Origin of the sequence: Streptomyces exfoliatus (assembly GCF_000725545.1) — a bacterium.
GTDB lineage: Bacteria > Actinomycetota > Actinomycetes > Streptomycetales > Streptomycetaceae > Streptomyces > Streptomyces exfoliatus.
In genome coordinates this window covers 195,176-215,867 of record NZ_JNZP01000006.1, presented here as the reverse complement: position 1 = coordinate 215,867, position 20,692 = coordinate 195,176, and the positions used below count along the sequence as shown (strand labels likewise).

The following is a 20,692-nucleotide window of genomic DNA, read 5'->3' as shown; positions in this document are numbered from 1 at the left end:
TGTTCCGTGCCCCCGGCTCTTCCTGGAGCCGTGTGGAATCAGCCATGTCCTGTTCATTTTCCGGACAGGATGTAAGGGCGAACTAAGGGCGGCTTGTTCAGACAAGTTCCCTCACTCGTCTCTGGGAGAAACCCGTGCGCAGAACCCCCGTCCGCGGTGCCGCCGTGCTGCTCGGCGCCGCCGTCCTGACCACCGTCACCGCCTGTGGCGCCGCGCCCGAGGGCGCCGCCGGCGCCACGGGGGACGGCGCGAAGGCGGCCACCGCAGCCTCGGCGAAGGACTTCGGTGGCCTGGACGCCCTCGTGAAGGCGGCCAAGCAGGAGGGCGCGCTCCACGTCATCGCGCTGCCGCCGGACTGGGCCAACTACGGCGAACTGATCAAGACGTTCGAGGCGAAGTACGGGATCAAGGTCGAGAGCGAGAACCCGGACGCCGCGAGCGCCGACGAGATCGCCGCCGTCAAGTCCCGCAAGGGCCAGAAGCGCGCCCCCGACGTCCTCGACCTCGGCATCGCCTTCGCCCGCAGCGGCGCGGAGGAGGGCCTCTTCGCGCCGTACAAGGTCGAGGCCTGGGACAAGATCCCGGCCGCGCAGAAGGACGAGGCCGGACGCTGGTACAACGACTACGGCGGCTACGTCTCCATCGGCTGCGACGCCAAGCGGATCCCCACCTGCCCGAAGACCTTCGCCGACCTCCTCAAGCCCGAGTACAAGGGCAAGGTCGCCCTCAACGGCAACCCCACCAAGTCCGGTTCGGCCTTCGGCGGCGTGTACGCGGCGGCCCTCGCCAACAAGGGCTCCTTCGCCGACATCCAGCCCGGCATCGACTTCTTCGGCAAGCTGAGGAAGAGCGGCAACTTCATCCCCGTCGAGTCCACCCCGGCCACGGTCGAGAAGGGCGAGACGCCCATCAGCATCGACTGGGACTACCTCAACGCCGGCTACGCCGACCAGTTCAAGGACAAGGGCGTCGACTGGCAGGTCGCCGTGCCCACCGACGGCGTCTACGCCCAGTTCTACTCCCAGGCCATCAACAAGGACGCCCCGCACCCCGCGGCCGCCCGTCTCTGGATGGAGTACCTCTACAGCGCCGAGGGCCAGAACCTCTGGCTCAAGGGATACGCCCGTCCCGTCCTGCTGCCGGCCATGACCGCCGACGGCACCGCCGACAAGACCTTCGTGGCCAAGCTGCCCGCCGTCGCCGGCACCCCCGCCTTCCCGGCCTCCGCCGAGCTCGACAAGGCCAAGGCCACCCTCGCCGAGAAGTGGGACAAGGCCGTCTCCTGATGTCCTCCGCCTCCTCCACCCCCACCCAGGGAACCGCCGGCGGTACGGGAAGCACCACGGCACCCGCCGGCGGCACCCGTCGCCGGCGGCGCGGCCCGCGCACCTGGCTCGCCGCGCTCCCCCTGATCGCCTTCACCGGACTGTGCTTCGGGCTGCCGCTCGGCGCCCTGCTGTACGGCGCCGTGACCCGTACCGACCCGGCCACCGGCGCCACCGCCCTCACCGGAGAGCACCTGAGCCGCTCGCTCCAGGGCCCCTACCTGGGATCCCTCGTCGGCAGCGTGCAGCTCTCCGCCCTCACCGCGCTCATCGGCTCGGTCCTCGGCGTCCTCATCGCCCAGGCCGTCGTGACCTCCCGCTCCCGGGCCCTGCGCGACGCCGTCCTGACCGCCTCCGGGGTCCTCGCCAACTTCGGCGGCGTCCCGCTCGCGTTCGCGTTCATCGCGACCGTCGGCATCTCCGGCGTCGTCACCCAGCTCGCCGACCTGAGCGCGCTCGGCTGGAACCTGTACTCGTTCACCGGACTCGCCGTCGTCTACCTGTACTTCCTGATCCCGCTCATGGTCCTGGTGATCCTCCCCGCCCTCGACGGGCTGCGGCCCCAGTGGCGGGAAGCCGCGCAGAACGCGGGCGCCGGCGCCCGCCAGTACTGGCGCCACGTCGGCATCCCCGTCCTCGCGCCCGCCCTGCTCGGCGGGTTCGTGCTGCTCTTCGGCAGCGCGTTCGCCGCGCACGCCACCGCGGCGGCGCTGGTCGGCGGCTCCGTCCCCCTGGTCACCCTCAAGATCGCGGACGCGCTCTCCGGGAACGTCCTCGTCGGCCAGGAGAACGTGGCCCTCGCCCTCGGCCTCGACATGATCCTGATCGCCGGTCTCGTCATGGCCGTCTACCTCCCCCTCCAGCGCAGGAGCGCCCGATGGCTGCGATGACCCCCACCGCCCGGGAGGCCGCCCCGGAGGCCGAACGGCGCCCCGCCCCGCCGGCCACTCCCGTACGGGCCCGCCGTAGGCCCCGCCTGTGGCGCGGCGCCGTCCTCGGCCTCGGCGGCGCCTACTTCCTGGTCCCGCTGATCGCCTCGTTCGTCTTCACCGTGCACACCCCGGGTCAGGGCGTCTCCTTCGAGGCGTACACGGCGCTCCTGGCCGCCGACGGATTCACCGAGAGCCTGCTGCTCTCCCTCGGACTCGCCGCCGCGACCATCCTCCTCGCCCTGCTGCTCGCCGTGCCCGCCCTGGTGGCCGTACGGATCGGCTCGCCCCGGCTGCGGCCGGTCATCGAGGTCATGTGCATGCTGCCGCTCGTGGTGCCGCCGATCGCCCTGGTCACCGGCATCACCACCGTGCTGCGCTGGGGACCCGAGCACCTCTCGCGCACCCCGCTCTACCAGACCTTCCTGGCGGTCCAGAACGAGGACTTCCCCGTCGTTCTCGTCCTGGCCTACACGGTCATGGCCCTGCCGTTCGTGTACCGCTCCCTCGACGCGGGACTGCGCGCCGTCGACGTCCCGACCCTCGTCGAGGCCGCCCGCAACTGCGGGGCGAGCCGGCCGTACGTCATGTTCCGCGTCATCCTGCCCAATCTGCGCGCCTCGCTCGCGGGCGCAGCCTTCCTCACCCTCGCCCTGGTCCTCGGCGAGTTCACCATCGCCTCGCTGCTCGGCTTCCGGCCGTTCGCGGTGTGGATCGTCTCCATCTCCGGGGCCCATGCCCGCATGTCGGTGGCCGTCTCCCTCCTCAGCCTGGTCATCACCTGGCTCCTGCTGCTGCTCCTCTCCCGGGCCGGAACGGCGCAGACAGGCACTACCGGCACACCCCGTACCTCCCGCGCCTCCCGCAAGGAGTCCTGACCATGTCCTCAGCAACAGCGGAACGGACCGCGCCCGCCGCGGTCGGCGGGGCGCGCGTCGAATTCCGGGGCCTGCGCCGCGCGTTCGGCGCCACCACCGCCCTCGACGGACTCGACCTGACCGTCGAACCCGGCGAACTCCTCGCCCTCCTCGGCCCGTCGGGCTGCGGCAAGACCACCGCGCTCCGGGTCCTCGCCGGGTTCGAGCGGCCCGACGCCGGAGAGGTCCTCGTCGACGGCGCCGACATCACCCATGTGCCGGCCAACCGGCGCGACGCCGGCATGGTCTTCCAGTCGTACAGCCTCTTCCCCCACCTGACCGCCGCCGACAACGTCGCCTTCGGCCTGCGCGTACGGAAGGTCAGGGCGGCCGAGCGGCGCGAGCGGGCCGCCGAGCTCCTCGACCTCGTCGGCCTGCCCCAGCACGCCGACCGCTACCCGCACCAGATGTCGGGCGGCCAGCAGCAGCGGGTGGCGCTCGCCCGCGCGCTGGCCCTGCGGCCCCGCGTCCTGCTCCTCGACGAACCGCTGTCGGCGCTCGACGCCAAGGTCCGCCTCAGCCTGCGGGAGGAGATCCGGCGGCTCCAGCTCTCCCTCGGCATCACCACGGTCTTCGTCACCCACGACCAGGAGGAGGCGCTGTCCATGGCGGACCGTGTCGCCGTGCTCAACGCCGGGAGGCTGGAACAGTGCGCCGCTCCCGCCGAGCTCTACCGGCGGCCCGCGACCGCCTTCGTCGCCGAGTTCGTCGGCACCATGAACCGGCTCCCCGGGCTCCTGACCGACTCCGGCCTCGTCGAGGTGGCCGGAGTCAGGCTGCCCGTCGACGGCGAGGCGCCGCAGGTCCGCGAGGTGGATGTCCTGGTCCGCCCCGAGAACGTCACGGTGAGCGCTGCCCCCGACGGCGACGCGACGGTGGTCTCCACCTCCTTCCTCGGCTCGGTCACCCGCGTCCACGTCGACCACGCCGGTACGCGGGTCAAGGCCGACCTGTCCTCGCGCGAGGCGACGGCGCTCACCCCGGGCGCCCGGGTCGCCCTGGGCCTCGCCCCGCATCCCGTGCTCGTGGCGCCGAGGGCGCGGCGGTGACCGAACTCGACGCAGAGGGTGGGGCCGTGACCGGTCTCGCCGCCGTCCTCTTCGACATGGACGGCACGCTCGTCGACACCGAGGTCCTGTGGTGGGACGCCACGGAGGAGGTCGCCGCACGGCTCGGCCACCGGCTGACGCGGGCCGACGCGCCCGAGGTCGTCGGCCGCGCCGTCGAGGACACCGCCGCCCATCTCGTACGCGTCACGGGCGGGCGGGACACCGGCGAGGACGGCGTCGCGAGGGCGCTGACCGCCGCCTTCGAGGAACGCGTCGAAAAGGGCGCCCCCCTACGGCCCGGCGCGGGGCGCCTCCTCGCCGAACTGGAGGCCGAGGGGATGCCGTTCGCCCTGGTGAGCGCCTCGCCGCGGTCGGTGGTGGACTCGGTGACCGGGGGCGCGCTCGCCGGGGTCCCCTTCGCCTTCACCCTCTCCGCCGACGACACCGTACGGACGAAGCCGCACCCCGACCCTTACCGGGAGGCCGCCCGGCGTCTCGGTGTGCCGTACGCGGCCTGCGTCGCCGTCGAGGACTCGCCCGACGGAGCCGCCTCGGCCGCCGCCGCGGGCTGCGTCGTCCTGGTCGTGCCCTCGATGCTGCCCGTGCCAGCGGGCCCGGGACGGGTCTTCGCCGACAGCCTGGAGGAGGTGTCCCTCGCGAGCCTGCGCCGGAGCGTCGCCGCCGCGGCACCCTCGCGTGTTACTGGTTGGTAGTGCATTCTTGCGGACAACCATCCACACGGCCGGGGGTTGACGCGGAGATGACGACATTCGAGGAACGCGCCACGGTGCACGCCTTCCGGGACGACGCCCTGGGCGAGCACGACGCCGTCGGGCTCGCCCGGGCGATCCGGCGGGGTGAGGTGGGCGCCGCCGAGGCGGCGCGGGACGCGGCCGAGCGGGTCCGGGCGGTCGAGTCACGGCTCCACGCCGTCCAGGTGTACGTCGACGACGCTCAGGGACACGCCACCGGCGCGGGCGGCGGCGCGTTCGCGGGGGTGCCGACGTTCGTCAAGGACAACACCGACCACCAGGACCTGCCCACGGGCCACGGCAGCGAGGCCTTCACCCCCGGAGTCGCGCGGCGGCACGCCCCGTTCACCCGGCAGTTCCTGAGCAGCGGCGTCACCGTCCTCGGCAAGACCCGGCTGCCCGAATTCGGATTCAGCCCCACCACGGAGTACGAGACCGCCGAGCCGGTCCGCAATCCGTGGAAAACGGGCTGCTCGGCGGGCGGTTCGTCGGGCGGCAGCGCCGCGCTCGTCGCCGCCGGGGCGGTGCCGATCGCCCACGCCAACGACGGCGGCGGCTCGATCCGCATCCCGGCCGCCTGCTGCGGACTCGTCGGGCTCAAGCCGACCCGCGGCCGGGTCGTGCCGAACGCCCAGAGCCGCCGACTGCCCCTCGACCTCGTCTCCGACGGCATCGTGAGCCGTTCCGTACGGGACACCGCCGCGTTCCTCGCCGCCGCCGAGACGCACTGGCGCAACCCGAAGCTCCCGCCCCTCGGCCTCGTCGAAGGCCCCTCCGGGCGACGGCTGCGCATCGGGTTCCTCCTCGACTCACCGAACGGGGTCCACGCCGACACCACCACCCGCACGGCCGTCACGGAGACGGCGGCCACCCTGGAACGGCTCGGCCACACCGTGGAACCGGTGGCACCGGCCCTCGACCCCCACTTCACCCGGGACTTCCTCACCTACTGGGGGATGCTGTCGTTCCTCCTCGGCACGTCCGGCCGGACCCTCGGCCCGGACTTCGACCGGCGCGGCATGGACGGCCTCAGCAGGGGACTGCGGGAGGAGTACCTGAAGAACTGGCGGCGCACTCCGGCCGTACTGCGGCGGCTCAAGCGGACGAAAGAGGCGTACGCCGCGGCCTTCCGCGGCCTCGACCTGATCCTGACGCCGGTACTCGCCCACACCACGCCGCCGATCGGGCACCTCGCACCGACCGTCCCCTACCCGGCCCTGATCGAACGCATCCTCGCGTACGTGGCCTTCACGCCGGTCGACAACGTCGTCGGAACGCCCTCGATCTCGGTGCCCGCCGCGCGCACCACGGAGGACGGGCTGCCCGTCGGGGTCATGTTCTCGGGCCGCCCCGGCAGCGAACGGACCCTCCTCGACATCGCGTACGCACTGGAGGCGGACCGCCCGTTCCGGCGCATCCAGGACGCCTGACCGGGGCGGCCCCCACCGGCACCGGGGCTTCAGTCGCCGTCGCCCAGGGCGCGCTGGAGCTGCGCCTTGTTCATCTTCGAGCGGCCGTCGATGTCACGGCGCTTGGCCTCTTCGTAGAGCTGGTCGTACGTGCGCCCCCCGGAACCGCTCCCGGAGCGCCGGCCACCGCGCTCGCCGGAGGACATGTCCTCCCTGGACTGCTTGCTCGACGTCTTGGACTCGCCGTGCCGGGCCCGTTCCTTGTTCACGGTGCGGGCGGCGATCTCCTTGGCGCGCTTCGTGCTCTCGCCGCGGTCCTCCGCGCTCTCCTTGATGTGCTCGTACTGACGCTCCCGCTTCTGGCTGGATCCGCGAGGCATGATGTGTCTCCTTCCCGCACGTTTCCGAGAGTTCGACCGTGCGGGTACCCGGGCCGGCCGTCCGTCACTCGTCAGTCGTCACTGTTCGAGGTGTACCGGCTCCGGGCCCACAGGGGGAGGACGAACCAGCACAGGAGGTACCAGGCGAGGACCGGCGCGACGAGCCAGGGGACGAGCGTGTTGTCGGTGGCCACCCGCAGGATGAGGAAGAGAGCGGTGGTCAGGGTCGCGACGAGCAGCAGGATGCCGGTCAGGATGAGCCGGGAGGCCCAGGCGACCGCCTGGGGTTTGATCCGGCGCCCCGACACGAGGCGGTGGAAGGAGACCGGGCCGATCAGCGCACCGGTGGCCAGCGACCCGAGGATCACCGTCAGGATGTAGGTCGTCTTCTCGACCGAACCAAGAGTCACGTAGCGGGGCGTGAAGACCACGGTCAGCAGGAACCCGAGCAGGATCTGCACACCTGTCTGCGCCACCCGGATCTCCTGGAGGAGATCCTGCCACTGCCGGTCGGCGCGCTCGTCCACGGTCTCCTGGCGGCCCCGCCCGTTCTCGCGCTCGTTCATGCCCGCACCTTCCGGTCCGTACGGCCCGCGCCGTGCCTGCGGCTGCCGTACGCCGCGTCTGCCCCGGCGCGCCCGGTCGCATCCGTCGCACCGGGTCTCTTCGTGCCATCACATGAGAACGCGGACGAGAACACGGCGCACGAGAACACGGCGCACGAGAATGACCCACGGGAACGGCCGGTCGCGCGGGTGAAAAGGGAATGCGATGCGATCGTCGGGGAAGGCGCCCGGTTGAACGCCGGGGAAGAGGCCGGTGACGACGAGTGGAGACAGGTGGCCGGGCCAGTGACCGCAGGGCATCGCACGCCGGACGGATACCGGCCGTGGCGTCCGCGTGACGGGGGCGAAGCGCGCGTGATGCCGGAGGGGCACCGCCCCTGGCTGCCTCGTGACGCGGCCGAGGCGCGCGCCAGGGTGGCGGAGGCCCTCGACGTGGCCGAGGCGACGACGGGCGACCGGCCGTCGGCCCAAGCACGCGGCGACGCCCTGCTCGTCGCCTCCGAGCTGGTGACGAACGCGATGCGGCACGGCGGCGGCCTCACCGGCTTCGGCGTGGAGATCCACCGGGGCGTGGTGACGATCACCGTCGCGGACGCGAGCGGTGAGCTGCCCCACCTCGCCGACGCGCAGGGGCGCAAGCGCGCCTTCGGACCGGCGGAGGGTGGATTCGGCTGGCCCCTGATCAGACTCCTCGCGCGGGAGATCAGGCTGTGCCTGCTGCCGCAGGGAGGCAAGACCATCGAGGTACGGCTGCCCCTTCACTGAGCGACTGTGTGCGCCCTGTGGGATGTGTGATCAGGGTCACGTGCGTGATGCGTGATGTCTCGGATGCGGATTCCGCTTCAACAGCTGGCGACCGACGCCGCTTCGAAGAAGAACGGGGATCACGCATGGACCGCGAAAGCCCGACCCTGTCCGCAGCCGACATGCCCTGTCACGCAGCCGCGTTCGTGGAGCGCGCCACCACGCGGGCCCGGCTCCCGCTCGACTACACCGCGCCGAGTCTGAGCATCGTCGACCGTCTCATCGACGGGCTGCGCCAGGGCGGCGCGGGGCGGGAGGACGTGGCGGGCCCGTTGCTCGGCCTCGGCGCCTATGTCGGCGAGGTCCTGGTGCGCGAGGCGGGGGCGGTCTGGGTGGACATCCCTCCGGACCACCTGCTCCGGACCGTCTTCGCCCGCTCCGTCGGACTGCGGATGCCGGACGGCCGGGTCTGGAACCCGCTCGGCCGGACCGTGAACCGCTTCGAGATCGGGCCGCAGGAGTCCCTGCGGACGTACTTCCTCACCCTGCACGGGCGACGGCCGCCAGGCACCCGCAGACGGTGGGTCCACGCCCCCGACGGGCTGTCGGCAAGCAGGTGTTGACCATCTGACAGGATGATCGCGATCCGGTGCGCGCGGCGACCGGAGGATTCGCGAACAAAACCGGCTGTGAAGAGGATCGTGTGGACGAGGGGACGGGGCACGCGCCCCCCACGACACGCGACGCGGAACTGGGCTCGGACGTCGAACGGGCGCGGGCGGGCGACGAGGAGGCGTTCGGGCGGGTCTACCGGATGGTGGCCCCCCGGCTGCTCGGATATCTGCGGGGCATCGTCGGCGAGGATGCCGAGGACGTCGCCTCCGAGGCCTGGCTGGAGATCGCCCGGGACCTCGGCCGGTTCCGTGGCGACGGTGCGGGCTTCCGCGGCTGGACCGCGACCATAGCCCGGCACCGGGCCCTCGACCATCTACGGAGGGCGCGGGTCCGGCCCCGCCCCGCCCGGCTCGAACAGGACGTGCTCGATCTGCCCGCCGCCGTGGACACGGCGGGGGAGGCACTGGAGACCTTCTCGACGCGGCAGGCGCTCGCGCTGGTCATGGACCTGCCTCGGGAGCAGGCGGAGGCCGTCCTGCTCCGGGTCGTCGTCGGCCTGGACGGGCCGACGGCCGCCCGGGTCCTGGGCAAGCGGCCCGGTGCGGTACGGTCCGCGGCGCACCGGGGCCTACGGCGACTGGCGCGGGAACTCAAGGGAAGAGGGAGGTGACGGGATGCCCAAGGACGAACGGGACGGCGAACGGGCCGAACGGGGCGAACAGGACGACGACCCGGGGGCGGCTCCGGGAGCCGTGCCGTGCGCCGACGGGGGCGCCGTGAACGCGGCGGCCGGGGACGCGGCGCGCCAGGAGGCCGGGGAAACCACCGGCCGGGACGCCGAGGCGAACGCTCTCGCCGCCTTCCGGGCCGCGCGCGACGCGGGCCTGCACGCCTCCCGCCGAACGCGCCGCCGCGACGACTGGACGCCCGGAGCCCCGGCGCGCCGACGGAGCCGCTCCCTGCGGACCGCCGCCGCCGCGGTGCTCGCGAGCGTGACGCTGGGCGGCGTGGCCATCGCCGCCACGGACCTCCCCGGCCGGCTCCTGGACGACCCGGCGCCGGCGAACCCCGCCCCGGAGCCGCGCCGTGACACCCCGCCCGCCACGGTGACGGTGGCTCCGGACGAGCACGCGACCCTGCCCGCTCCGCCGACCACGGCCGCGTCCGAACACCCGGCGGAGGGACCCGAGTCGCACCCGGCCGACGGCAAGGCGCACTGCCACGGGCACGAGGCCGGCAAGAAGGCGAAGCAGAACCAGGGCTGCGGCCGGAGCACCGGCCCGGGCAACGGCGACGGCAACGGCAACAGCAACGGCAACGGCAACGGCAACGGCCCGGGCACGGGCATGGGTCCGGGCACGGCGCACGCCCCGAAGAGCGACCCGAAGGGTCCCCCGAGGACCGACCCGAGGAGCGAATCGGGGCACGGCCCGTGGAGCACGCCGCTCAACACGCCGCTCAACACCCCGTTCAACACTCCGCTGAACGGCCCGCAGAGCCGACTGAAGGACGGCGCCGACAACCTCAAGGCCGTCCTGCCGTCCCTCGGCATCGACCCCGCGCACCCCGAGCCGGGCGGGCCCTGAGGCCCCGCGGCCCGGCCCAAAACGATCCCGGAGACCGGAGCGGGCCAGATCACAGATGTCCGTGGTCTGCACCGCGCCGGGCGCGGTGGTCCACGAGGGTTCCAGAAGGTGGACTCCTCGTACGTCCCGCGTTCCGCGGGGAAAGCCCGCAGGACGGGAGCCGGGATGTCGGGCGTGAAGCTGCTGCGGGTCTCGCGCGGGCCGGCGGGCCCATGAAAGGGCCGGCCCCGACGATCCGTTCGGGCGCCGGCTGCCCGACCTCCGGGACGGCGACCGGATCACCCCGTGACGGCGGCGAGGCGCGGCCGTGACGTCGGGCGGGCGGGTCTCATGCGCGCGGTATCGGCAGAGGTCGCCCGGCCGTCCGCCCGGGTTCCGCCGACGCGCGCACATCACCCGTAAGGCCCGCGCCGACGGTCCCGCGACCGCTCAGCCGCCGCGGCGGATCCGGGCGGCCTGGCGGGCCTCGGCCGTCTTGCGGGCTTCGGCGGCCCGCCTGGACTCGTTCTTGGCGCGGCCCGGGCGTCCCGGGACGGTGCCGATGCCCCGGAAGGCGGCTCCGCCGCGCTTGACGCCCTCCTGGCTCGGCGCGCTGCCGTCGACGGGTACGCCCGAGGGGGTACGCGCGCCGGTGATGCGGCTCAGCGCGTCCTCGCCGGAGCGGACCTGGGTGACCTGCGGGTGGATGCCCGCGTCCGCCATCAGACGGGCCACGTCGCGGCGCTCGTCCTGGGTGACCAGGGTGACGACGAGGCCCGCCTCGCCGGCCCGCGCGGTCCGGCCGCCGCGGTGCAGGTAGTCCTTGTGGTCGGCCGGCGGGTCGACGTTGACGACGAGGTCGAGCGCGTCGACGTGGATGCCGCGCGCCGCCAGGTTGGTGGCGACCAGGACCGGGACCTCGCCGCTCCTGAAGCGCTCCAGGGTGCGGGTCCGCAGGGGCTGGGACTTGCCGCTGTGCAGCGCCGCGGCCCGTACGCCACTGCCGAGCAGGTGCCGGGTGAAGCGGTCCACGGCGGCCTTGGTGTGCAGGAACATGATCACGCGCCCGTCGCGGGCGGCGATCTCCGTGGCGGTGGCGAACTTGTCGGCGACGTGCACGTGCAGCACGTGGTGCTCCATGGTGGAGACGGAGGCGGCCGACGGGTCCACGGAGTGGACGACCGGGTCCTTGAGGTAGCGCTCCACGACGAGGTCGACGTTGCGGTCGAGGGTGGCGGAGAACAGCATCCGCTGGCCGTCGGCGTTCACCCGGTCGAGCAGCTCGGTGACCTGGGGGATGAACCCCATGTCGGCCATCTGGTCAGCCTCGTCCAGGACGGTGACGGTCACCCGTTCCAGGCGGCAGTCCTTGCGCTCGACGAGGTCCATGAGCCGGCCGGGGGTGGCGATCAGGACCTCGACCCCGTCGCGCAGCGCGGTGGCCTGGCGGCCGATCGACATGCCGCCGACCACGGTGGCGAGCCGCACCTTCAGGGCGCGGGCGAACGGGTCGAGCGCGTCCGTGACCTGCTGGGCCAGCTCGCGCGTGGGGACCAGGATCAGGGCGAGCGGCTTGCGTGCCTCGGCGCGCCGTCCGGCGGTGCGGACGAGGAGCGGCAGTCCGAAGGCGAGCGTCTTGCCGGAGCCGGTGCGTCCGCGTCCCAGTACGTCGCGTCCCGCGAGGGCGTCCGGGAGGGTGGCGGCCTGGATGGGGAAGGGCGTCTCGACACCTTCGCGGGCCAGTACGTCGAGGATCTCGGCCGGCAGGTCGAGCTCGGCGAAGGTGGCGGCTGGCGGCAGGGCCGGGGTCCCGGCGGGCGGCGCCGTGAATTCTTCCTTCGCCGCGGCGGCGCGTCGTGCCTTTTCGGCACGGGGTGTGCTGTGCGTGTTGTCCATGGGGAGCCTTCCTCGAAACCGGTGCACTTCGAGGAATTCGCGACGGGCCGTAGCCCGAAGAATTGCTGGAACGCCTGGGAAATGCCTGAAAGTGCCTGGAAAATGCAACGAGCCGGGGCCCTCACCACACGGGTGAGGACCCCAGCTACGTCGGACGTGTCAACGTCAGGCGGGGAGAATGTTCTCCGCCTGGGGGCCCTTCTGGCCCTGCGTGACGTCGAAGGTCACCTTCTGGCCTTCCTGGAGCTCACGGAAGCCAGAGGTGGCGATGTTGGAGTAGTGGGCGAAGACGTCCGGGCCGCCACCCTCCTGCTCGATGAAGCCGAAGCCCTTTTCAGCGTTGAACCACTTCACGGTGCCGTTAGCCATGTCAAATCTCCTTCGGGGCGTAGCCCAGGGGTCCGCACTGTGCGAAACCCGGAGTCGCCGTGATGATTGCCCCGTCCGGAAAACTGCACCGAAAACACAGAAAGTGCCTGACGATGTCGAATCGTCAAAGGCACTTGTAAGTTTCTTTGGGAACCACGACTGCAACTACTGTCGACTGTAGCACGTCAGCGCCGTGCACGCACGGAATCACCCACGGTCACACGCGGCCGGTCGGGGCGTGTGACGGCCCGGCGGGACGGTGGCGGTTCTCGCCCCGTGCGCGGTGAGGACGAAGGTCACCGTGACGAGCAGCGCCCACGCGCCGAACTTGGCGAGGGACACCGGCTGCCAACCGTCCAGCTGGTTCGGGTAGCTCCAGGCGCCGACGTACGTGGCGACGTTCTCCGCGACCCACAGGAAGAAGCCGATCAGGGCGAACGACAGGGCCAGCGGCATCCGGTGGTCCCGTTCGCCCACCCGGAACCGCACCCAGGTCCCCGCCGTGGCGGCGAGGAGCAGGGCGGCCAGCACCCAGCGGGCGTCGGGCAGCCAGTGGTGGCTGAAGAAGTTCACGTACACGGCGGCGGCGAGGACCGCCGTCACGCGCGGCCGGTAGCCCGTGACCCGCAGGTCGAGCAGGCGCCAGGCCCGGCAGACGTAACTGCCCAGAGCCGCGTACAGGAAGCCGCCGTACAACGGGACCCCGCCGAACTTCGTCAGCGCCGCCTCCGGGTAGCTCCACGAACCCATCCGCACCTTGACCAACTCGAAGAGCAGCCCGATGGCATGGCAGCCGGCGATGACGGCGACGTCCCGCCCGGTGTCCCAGCCGACCTTCCAGGCGAGCACGGTGAGCCCGATGCCGTAGAGGAGCAGCAGGTCGTAGCGGGCGATCGGGAGTTCGGGCAGCAGGGTGGAGACCGCGATGCCGCCGATGAGCGCGAAGGCGAAGGCGCAGCAGCGCGCCTCGAGGACGGCGAAGCGCAGGAGCTGGCGTATGCCGTGCGTGAACGTCGTCGTGAACGTCTTCATGGGGGAAGGGACGCCGGGGCCGCGGTGATCGGTTCGCCCCGGCCCCCGCGACGGCGAAGCGCCGCACCTCCCGGAGGAAGTGCGGCGCTTCGTCGTGCCGTTGCGCGGGGTGGGGATCAGACCGCCGGGGCCGGGAAGGTCGGGTACTCCACGCCGGAGACGTGCTGGACGACCCGGATGACCTGGCACGAGTAGCCGAACTCGTTGTCGTACCAGAGGTAGAGGATCGCGTTGTCGCCGTCGACCTTGGTCGCGCCGGCGTCGACGATCGACGCGTGACGCGAGCCGACGAAGTCCATCGAGACGGCGTCGGGGGCGGTGGTGAAGTCGATCTGACGCTTCAGCGGCGAGTGCAGCGAGACGTCACGGAGGTACTCGAGGACCTCGTCGCGGGTGGTCTCGCGGCCCAGGCGCAGGCTCAGGATCGCGATCGAGACGTCCGGGACGGGGACGCGGATCGAGCTGCCGGTGATGGGGGCCTTGAGGTCCGGGAGGGCCTTGGCGACGGCCGAGGCGGCACCGGTCTCGGTGATGACCATGTTGAGCGGCGCGGAACGGCCGCGGCGGTCGGCCTTGTGGTAGTTGTCCAGGAGGTTCTGGTCGTTCGTGAACGAGTGGACCGTCTCCACGTGGCCGCGCAGCACGCCGTACTCGTCGTCCATCGCCTTCAGCGGCGGGACGATCGCGTTGGTGGTGCAGGAGGCGCAGGACAGCACCTTCTCGTCCGGCTTGATCGTGTCGTGGTTGACGCCGTGCACGATGTTCGGCACGTCACCCTTGCCGGGCGCGGTCAGGACGACCTTGTCGATGCCGGGGCGCAGGTGCTTCGACAGGCCCTCGCGGTCGCGCCACTTGCCGGTGTTGTCGATGAGGATGGCGTTGTCGATGCCGTACGCCGTGTAGTCCACCTCGGAGGGGTCGTTGGCGTAGATCACCTTGATGGTGTTGCCGTTGGCGACGATCGTGCTGTTCGCCTCGTCGACCGTGATCGTGCCCTGGAACTGGCCGTGGATCGAGTCGCGGCGCAGCAGCGAGGCGCGCTTCACCAGATCCTGCTCACCGCCGCCGCGGACGACGATCGCGCGCAGGCGCAGACCGTTGCCGGAACCGGCCTTCTCGATGAGGAGGCGCGCGACCAGACGGCCGATGCGGCCGAAGCCGTAGAGGACGACGTCGCGTCCGTCGCGGCGCTCGATCTTGTTCTCACCCGTGGCGCCGGCGACGGCCTCGGCCGTGAACTCCTCCACCGTGAGACCGCGGTTGTCGGTCTTGTACTCGGCGGCCAGCATGCCGATGTCGATCTGGGACGGGCCGAGATCGAGGGTGGTGAGCGTCCGGAGGAAGGGGAGCGTCTCGGTGACCGACAGCTCCTCGCCGGCGATCTGCCGTGCGAAGCGGTGGGTCTTGAGGATGCTGACCACCGACTTGTTCACCAGGGAGCGGCTGTGGACCAGGACGGTGACGTCCTGCTCCCGGTGCAGCTTCCCGATGATCGGGATCATCGACTCCGCGATCTCCTCGCGGTTCTTCCAGCTGGTGAACGAGTCGTCATTGACAGTCACAAGTTTATCTTTCGAGCTAGGCGGCGCTCATATGGTAACCCCCGGCCTCTCCGCTCCATCAAGGGGTGTCGAACGGATGTGTGTCACACCTCTGACCGGCGGAAGGTCACGGGAAGGCGAGGCTCCGGAAGACGTCCCTGACCCGGGCCAGCGGACCCGGGTCGCGGGTGAGCCGGAGGCGGTTGGTGAGGAGAACCGCCCAGCGGCCCCGGGCCTGCGACACCCATAAGCCGGTGCCGGTGAACCCGAAGTGCGACCAGACGCCGTCCGCCGGTTCCGTGCCGGGCGCCGGGTGCCAGAACAGGCCGCGCGGCGGGGTGAGCCCTCCGGTGTGCACGCGGAGCGACGCGGCCGTCCACTCGGCGGAGAAGGTGCCGGGCACCGGGACGAGGAGGTGGCGCAGGAAGCGGCCGACGTCGGCGGCGGTCGTGAAGACTCCCGCGATCCCGCAGGCGCCGCCGAGCAGCCGGGCCGAGAAGTCGTGCACGGTCCCCTTGAGGTGCGTGCCGGTCACGTCGTCGTACTCGGTGGGCGCGCACCGCCTCCGGGCCGCGGCGGGCAGCGGACCGTACCGGGTGTCCGACATGGCCAGCGGGGCCCAGATCCGGTCCTCGGCGATCCGGGCGAGCGGTGTCCTGGTGAGGTGCTCGGCCAGATAGCCGAGGATCAGCGCCGCCCGGTCCGTGTACGCGACGGCCGCGCCGGGCCGGTGCCGGAGCGGCTCGGCGAGGACGCCGTCCCGGACGTCCTGCGGGTCCGAGCCGTACAGGTGCCGCAGGTTGGCGCGGAGCGGCAGGCCCGCGGTGTGCGTGAGGAGGTGGTGCGCCGTTGCCCCGGCGAGGGGCCGTCCCGCCGCCTCGGGCCAGAAGGAGCCGAGCGGCACGGTCAGGTCGAGCTTCCCCGCGTCGACGAGGGTGCCGGTCACGGCCCACACGGAGAGGATCTTGGTGAGGCTGGCGACGTCGAAGAGCGTGTCGGGTCGCATGGGTTCACCGGGGCGCGCCGGGTCGAGGAGGCCGACGGCCCCCGCCGACACGGTCGTACGGGGGTCACCCACGGCCCAGACGGCGCCGGGGAAGACGCCCTCGTCCGCCGCGGCGCGGAGGAGCCGCTCGAAGGGGTCGCTGCGCTGCGCCAAGGCGTGCCTCCGAGGGGGTGAGGGGCGGCCCTGGCTCAGGGGGTGTCCGGCGGATCGGGGCCGGATACCCCCTGGTGGGCCGTGCTCCGGAGTCATGCCCCCGCCATGGGGGAAGACACCCTTCCGTCAGCGCGGGTGCGCGCCGGTCCGGCCGGAGCGGGCGCGGGTCACTCGCAGGTCACCTCGTCGCGCGGGGTGTAGTGGGTCTTGAAGGTCTCGCGCTTGACCTCGGCGCCGCCGTCCTTGAACACCCGGTCCACCGAGATGTCGAAGCCCTCCAGGGGCGGCTGCGGCACACAGGCCTCGCCGGTGCCCTCGCGCTTGGCGGGTTCCTTGAGGTTCGTGCGCGGGCCGGCGACCGCCTCGACGGAGTCGTACTTCTTCGTGCCGAGGAAGCTCACCGTGACCGAGGAGTCCGTGGCGCTCGCCTTGATGTAGATCGGCTTGCCGGAGTCGTTGCGGAACTTCAGGTCGAGCGAGCCCCAGGCGACGGTCGCCTCGCGGCCGGCCGGGTAGCGCTCGATGTAGAAGGAGTGGGCGCCGTACTCGACGGGCTTCACCCCGGCGAAGAACATGGCGTTGAAGACGGTGGTGGCCATGGCCGACACACCGCCGCCGGGTCCCGACCGGTACTGACCGTCGAGGATCATCGTGCCGTCGACGAAGCCGTTGTCCGGGGTGCGCTCGCCGACCGTCCTGTTGAAGCTCCACACCTGGCCGGGCTGCACGATCGAGCCGTTGATGAGCTCGGCGGCCCGGCCGATGTTCGTCGTCCGGTAGGGCGCCGACGGGAAGTCCACCGTGAACGTCGACATCTGCTCGGTGATGCCGAGGCGGGCGAGGGAGTCGGCGGTCAGCTGGGGCTGGGTGACCGTCGTGGCCACCGGAGCCGTACGGGCCGCCTCGCCCGTCCTGGTGAGCAGCGGGCGCACGGCGTCGCCGAGGGCCTTCGCGGTCACCTCGTGCCCCGGCCGGCCCTCCGACTCCACCACGGCCTTGCCGTCCCGGACCCCGAGGCTCGCCTCCACGGGCGCGCCGGTCAGTGAGGCGAGCGGCCGGGCCACGTCCGGGTCCCGCAGCAGCGCCTCGGCGTCGAGGGCGGCGTCGAGCCGGCCGTTCTCGGCCTTCACCGTGAGGTGGTCGCCGAGCGTGGCGGGGGCGATCCGCAGCCGCTCGGAGCCCGCCGTGAGCGTCACGGGGCCGGAGACGGCGGGCTCGGCGTACGAGTCGAGGAAGCGGTCCACCTCCGCGGCGGGCAGCTTCGGTTCGGTGGTGGTGACGGGCAGGACCACGGGCGCCGAACCCGTGGCCGGGTAGGCCGCGCGCAGGGTCTCGGCGGCCCGCCCGGCGTCCAGCTTCTGGCCCGTCACCGGCCGGGTGGCGACGGCCTTGCCCTCGCGGAAGGCGACGGAACCCTCGCGCACCGCGCGGTCGTTCTTCTTGGCGAGACCGGCGACGGCCGCCCGCGTCTTGTCCGCGTCGTACGCGAGGACCGGCCTGATCTCCCGCTCGCCGGACGAGAAGAGCCGCCCGATGACGGTGAAGGGGTCACGGGAGGGGTCGGCCGCCAGATCGGCGGTCTTCGCCAGGTCCACCGTCAGACCGGCGGAGGCCGGCTCCACGGTCGTGGCGTGGTCGCCGACCTTCACCGGTATCGGGGCGCTCCACGCGGCCGGGGCCTCCGCCGCCAGCCTGGCCTCGGCCTGAGCGCGGCTCATCCCACCTATGTCCACGCCGGCCACCCGCGTACCGGCGGATATGTCCTCGCCGGCGGTGAGCAGGCCCGCCACGTACAGGCCGCCCGCGGCGACGGCGACCACACCCGTCGCGATGGCCGCCGTCCGCAGACGCGGACGGCGCCCCTCGCGGGGCGTCGGGGCACGGTCGGTCCTGGAGCGGGGCACACGCTCTCCCGGGGCGTCGAGGGTCTGGGGGATCCACTCGACGGTACGCCGATAGAGTGTCTTATGCACATAAAGGCCCTGTGACCTGCGGGGATACGGAGGGCTTCGGAGCGGGTACGGAGCGTCCTCCGACGCCTGGGGCCAGGCCCCGCACGCACCGGTCCTAAGCTGGAACGATGCCTGCCCACCCGAGCCCCGGGCCCCAGTCCGTCGACCGGGCCCTCGCCGTCCTCGACGCCGTCGCCGACGCCGACCGGCCCCTCGGCGCCAAGGCCCTCGCCCGGCGGCTCGGCTGCGCCCTCTCGACCGTCTACCACGTCACCGGCCCGCTGCTCGCGCGCGGCTACCTCGTCCGCACCACCGAGGGGTACGCCCCCGGGCCCCGCGTCCCCGCCCTGCACCGCTCCCACCAGCGGCACCACGGCCTCGGCGCCGGAACGGGCGAACTCCTCGGCCGACTGCGAAGGGCCACCGGAGCGGAGGCGTACCACACCGCCTACCGCGACGGCCTGATCACCGTCGTCGACACCACAGCACCCGTCACCGACACCGCCCACCCCTTCACCCCGGGCCCCGAGGACCGCGCCCACGCGACCGCCCACGGAAAGGCGCTGCTCGCCGCGCTGCCGCGACCGCTGCGCCGCCGCTACCTGGCCGAGCACGGCATGGCGCGCTTCACCGAGCGCACGATCACCAGCGCCGCTCGCTTCGAGGCCGAGGTCGACCGGGTCCGCGGCCAGGGGTTCGCCGTGTCGGTGGGCGAGGCCGACCTCGCGTACACCTGTCTCGCCGTGGCGCTGCCCGAGCGCGGCGACGGCATCGTGCACGCCCTGTCCGTGTCCCTGCCCACCGCCGACTTCGGGCGGCGCCAGGGCGAGATCCGGGCCGCGCTCACCCGCGCCGTGCCGGACTTTCCGGCCCTGCCGGAATCCTGACCCGGCCGGCTGGCCGCGACCCCGCGGCGCCCCGCACGCTGACCGCATGATCTTCATCGCCGTCCGCTTCACCGCCCGCCCCGACCACGCCGACCGCTGGCTCGACCTGGTCGCCGACTTCACCCGCGCCACCCGCGAGGAGCCCGGCAACCTGTTCTTCGACTGGTCCCGCGGTGTCGACGACCCGAACGTCTTCGTCCTCCTGGAGGCCTTCGCCGACGCCGAGGCCGGCGCCGCCCACGTCGCCTCCCCGCACTTCGCCGCCGGGCTCGCGGCCATGGCCGGCGCCATCGCCACCACCCCCGAGATCATCAACGTCGAGGTGCCGCAGCAGGGCTGGGGCGCCATGGCCGAGCTCGCCCCGACCGGCGCCTGAGTCGATCCCCCGGGGGCGCGCCGCCCGCCTGATAGGTTCGCGTCCACACGCAGGCGGGGCGGCGGGCCCGAGGGGAGAAGCGGCATGGCGGTGAGCGGGCGGCAGACCGGCAGGCCCACCCTGGAGGAGGTCGCGGCGCGAGCCGGAGTCGGCCGCGGCACGGTCTCCCGGGTCATCAACGGCTCCCCCCGGGTGAGCGAACAGGCCAAGGCCGCCGTCGAACAGGCCGTCGCCGAACTCGGTTACGTCCCCAACAGGGCCGCCCGCGCCCTGGCGGGCAGCCGCACCGACGCCGTCGCCCTCGTCATCCCCGAGACCGAGGCACGACTCTTCGCCGAGCCGTACTTCCTCGACATCATCCGTGGCGTCAGCAGCGAACTCGCCGACGCGGACAAGCAGTTGCTGCTCACCCTGATCCGCAGCGAACAGGAACGGCAGCGCTTCGAGCAGTACCTCGCCGCCCAGCGTGTCGACGGCGTCCTCCTCGTCTCCGTCCACGGCGCCGACCCACTGCCCGACCAGGTCCGTGCCCTCGGCCTGCCCGCCGTCCTCAACGGCCGCCGCACCGAGGACGAACGCGTCGCCTTCGTCGACTCCGACAACACCGGCGCCGGCCGGACCGCCGTCGCCCACCTCGCCGCGCGCGGCCGGCAGCGCATCGCCACCATCACAGGCCCCCTCGACATGTACGTCGCCCGCTGCCGCCTCGACGGCTACCGCCAGGGCCTGGCCGAGTCCGGCCTCGCCGCCGACGAGGCGCTCGTCGCCACCGGCGACTTCACCGAGGAGGGCGGCCGCCGCGCCATGCGGGAACTCCTGGACCGCAGGCCCGACCTGGACGCCGTCTTCGCCGCCTCCGACGTGATGGCCGCCGGCGCGCGGGGCGTCCTGCGCGAGGCGGGCCGCCGCGTCCCCGAGGACGTCGCCCTCGTCGGCGTCGACGACTCGGCCGTGGCCCGTCACATGGACCCCCCGCTGACCAGCGTCCGCCAGCCCATCGAGGAGATGGGCCGCACCATGGCCCGGCTGCTCCTCCAGGAGATCGCGGCCCCCAGCGACCCGGACGAGCAGCCCCGCCGGATGCTCCCCACGGAACTCGTGGTCCGCGCCTCCTCCTGACTCCGCCCGCCCGGCCGCCCGGGGCGCTCCGCCATATGGCGCCGACGCGCACGGCGTTCCCGCCGTACGGGTCGTGCTGCCGTGCCCGTACCTCCTCGCGTCATCGCGCT

The 20,692-nt window shown here is 72.7% G+C and carries 21 protein-coding genes; 13 read left to right on the top strand and 8 right to left on the bottom strand.

Going from position 1 to position 20,692, the window contains the following annotated elements:
- Positions 1-167 precede the first annotated feature (167 nt).
- Genes IO20_RS0109885 through IO20_RS0109860 form a run of 6 tightly spaced genes read left to right on the top strand, consistent with a single transcriptional unit; the run spans position 168 to position 6,402 of the window.
- The gene (locus IO20_RS0109885; protein ID WP_211270359.1) at positions 168-1,286 is read left to right on the top strand and encodes an ABC transporter substrate-binding protein; all 1,119 of its coding nucleotides are present in this window, start codon (positions 168-170) and stop codon (positions 1,284-1,286) included.
- The gene (locus IO20_RS0109880) at positions 1,286-2,215 is read left to right on the top strand and encodes an ABC transporter permease (RefSeq protein ID WP_030555830.1); all 930 of its coding nucleotides are present in this window, start codon (positions 1,286-1,288) and stop codon (positions 2,213-2,215) included. The genes IO20_RS0109885 and IO20_RS0109880 overlap by 1 nt, the downstream gene beginning before the upstream one ends.
- Positions 2,203-3,132 (top strand): ABC transporter permease, encoded by a 930-nt coding sequence (locus IO20_RS0109875; protein WP_078946244.1) that lies wholly within the window; start codon positions 2,203-2,205, stop codon positions 3,130-3,132. Before IO20_RS0109880 ends, IO20_RS0109875 begins: the two co-directional genes overlap by 13 nt.
- Before the next feature lie 2 nt (positions 3,133-3,134).
- Entirely contained in the window at positions 3,135-4,220 is a 1,086-nt protein-coding gene (locus IO20_RS0109870; RefSeq protein ID WP_030555834.1) for an ABC transporter ATP-binding protein, read from the top strand.
- Positions 4,217-4,933 carry an HAD family hydrolase gene (locus IO20_RS0109865; RefSeq protein ID WP_281181598.1) on the top strand — a complete coding sequence of 239 codons (717 nt, stop codon included), beginning with the start codon at positions 4,217-4,219 and terminating at the stop codon, positions 4,931-4,933. Before IO20_RS0109870 ends, IO20_RS0109865 begins: the two co-directional genes overlap by 4 nt.
- Positions 4,934-4,980: 47 nt before the next feature.
- Positions 4,981-6,402, top strand: coding sequence for an amidase (locus tag IO20_RS0109860; RefSeq protein ID WP_030555838.1), 1,422 nt, complete (start codon positions 4,981-4,983; stop codon positions 6,400-6,402).
- Positions 6,403-6,431: 29 nt separating this feature from the next.
- Here the strand turns inward: IO20_RS0109860 and IO20_RS0109855 are convergent, their stop codons facing one another.
- Entirely contained in the window at positions 6,432-6,761 is a 330-nt protein-coding gene (locus tag IO20_RS0109855; RefSeq protein WP_030555840.1) for a hypothetical protein, read from the bottom strand.
- A gap of 71 nt (positions 6,762-6,832) precedes the next feature.
- Complete coding sequence (locus IO20_RS0109850; protein ID WP_030555842.1) at positions 6,833-7,327, bottom strand: DUF6328 family protein; 495 nt, start codon at positions 7,325-7,327, stop codon at positions 6,833-6,835.
- 357 nt (positions 7,328-7,684) lie between these two features.
- Here IO20_RS0109850 and IO20_RS0109845 point away from each other — a divergent pair, with 357 nt between their 5' ends.
- The 4 genes from IO20_RS0109845 (at position 7,685) to IO20_RS40235 (ending at position 10,272) form a co-directional block, all read left to right on the top strand.
- On the top strand, positions 7,685-8,092 hold the full coding sequence (locus IO20_RS0109845; RefSeq protein WP_051874923.1) for an ATP-binding protein: 408 nt from the start codon (positions 7,685-7,687) through the stop codon (positions 8,090-8,092).
- A 125-nt stretch (positions 8,093-8,217) separates the two neighbouring features.
- Complete coding sequence (locus IO20_RS0109840; protein ID WP_051874925.1) at positions 8,218-8,694, top strand: hypothetical protein; 477 nt, start codon at positions 8,218-8,220, stop codon at positions 8,692-8,694.
- A gap of 80 nt (positions 8,695-8,774) precedes the next feature.
- The gene (locus tag IO20_RS0109835) at positions 8,775-9,356 is read left to right on the top strand and encodes an RNA polymerase sigma factor (RefSeq protein ID WP_030555845.1); all 582 of its coding nucleotides are present in this window, start codon (positions 8,775-8,777) and stop codon (positions 9,354-9,356) included.
- A gap of 4 nt (positions 9,357-9,360) precedes the next feature.
- Positions 9,361-10,272 carry a hypothetical protein gene (locus IO20_RS40235; RefSeq protein ID WP_030555847.1) on the top strand — a complete coding sequence of 304 codons (912 nt, stop codon included), beginning with the start codon at positions 9,361-9,363 and terminating at the stop codon, positions 10,270-10,272.
- A 429-nt stretch (positions 10,273-10,701) separates the two neighbouring features.
- Here the strand turns inward: IO20_RS40235 and IO20_RS0109825 are convergent, their stop codons facing one another.
- From IO20_RS0109825 to IO20_RS0109800, 6 genes are all read right to left on the bottom strand, one after another.
- Positions 10,702-12,147 carry a DEAD/DEAH box helicase gene (locus tag IO20_RS0109825; protein WP_030555848.1) on the bottom strand — a complete coding sequence of 482 codons (1,446 nt, stop codon included), beginning with the start codon at positions 12,145-12,147 and terminating at the stop codon, positions 10,702-10,704.
- Between the two features lie 165 nt (positions 12,148-12,312).
- Complete coding sequence (locus tag IO20_RS0109820) at positions 12,313-12,516, bottom strand: cold-shock protein (protein ID WP_030218719.1); 204 nt, start codon at positions 12,514-12,516, stop codon at positions 12,313-12,315.
- A gap of 207 nt (positions 12,517-12,723) precedes the next feature.
- Positions 12,724-13,548 (bottom strand): DUF817 domain-containing protein, encoded by an 825-nt coding sequence (locus tag IO20_RS0109815; RefSeq protein WP_051874926.1) that lies wholly within the window; start codon positions 13,546-13,548, stop codon positions 12,724-12,726.
- A 116-nt stretch (positions 13,549-13,664) separates the two neighbouring features.
- Complete coding sequence (locus tag IO20_RS0109810) at positions 13,665-15,110, bottom strand: glyceraldehyde-3-phosphate dehydrogenase (protein ID WP_030555852.1); 1,446 nt, start codon at positions 15,108-15,110, stop codon at positions 13,665-13,667.
- Positions 15,111-15,216: 106 nt separating this feature from the next.
- Entirely contained in the window at positions 15,217-16,248 is a 1,032-nt protein-coding gene (locus IO20_RS0109805) for a serine hydrolase domain-containing protein (RefSeq protein WP_030555854.1), read from the bottom strand.
- A 167-nt stretch (positions 16,249-16,415) separates the two neighbouring features.
- A complete protein-coding gene (locus IO20_RS0109800) occupies positions 16,416-18,152 on the bottom strand; it encodes a VanW family protein (RefSeq protein WP_030555856.1) in 1,737 nt (578 codons plus the stop codon).
- A gap of 176 nt (positions 18,153-18,328) precedes the next feature.
- On the opposite strand from IO20_RS0109800, the gene IO20_RS0109795 reads away from it, so the two are divergent.
- The 3 genes from IO20_RS0109795 to IO20_RS0109785 all read left to right on the top strand — a co-directional run bounded on the left by IO20_RS0109795 (position 18,329) and on the right by IO20_RS0109785 (position 20,582).
- Positions 18,329-19,087 carry an IclR family transcriptional regulator gene (locus IO20_RS0109795; RefSeq protein ID WP_030555858.1) on the top strand — a complete coding sequence of 253 codons (759 nt, stop codon included), beginning with the start codon at positions 18,329-18,331 and terminating at the stop codon, positions 19,085-19,087.
- A gap of 46 nt (positions 19,088-19,133) precedes the next feature.
- Positions 19,134-19,463, top strand: coding sequence for a putative quinol monooxygenase (locus IO20_RS0109790; protein ID WP_030555860.1), 330 nt, complete (start codon positions 19,134-19,136; stop codon positions 19,461-19,463).
- 84 nt (positions 19,464-19,547) lie between these two features.
- Positions 19,548-20,582: a LacI family DNA-binding transcriptional regulator gene (locus IO20_RS0109785; RefSeq protein WP_030555862.1), complete on the top strand. Its 1,035-nt coding sequence runs from the start codon at positions 19,548-19,550 to the stop codon at positions 20,580-20,582.
- Positions 20,583-20,692 lie beyond the last annotated feature (110 nt).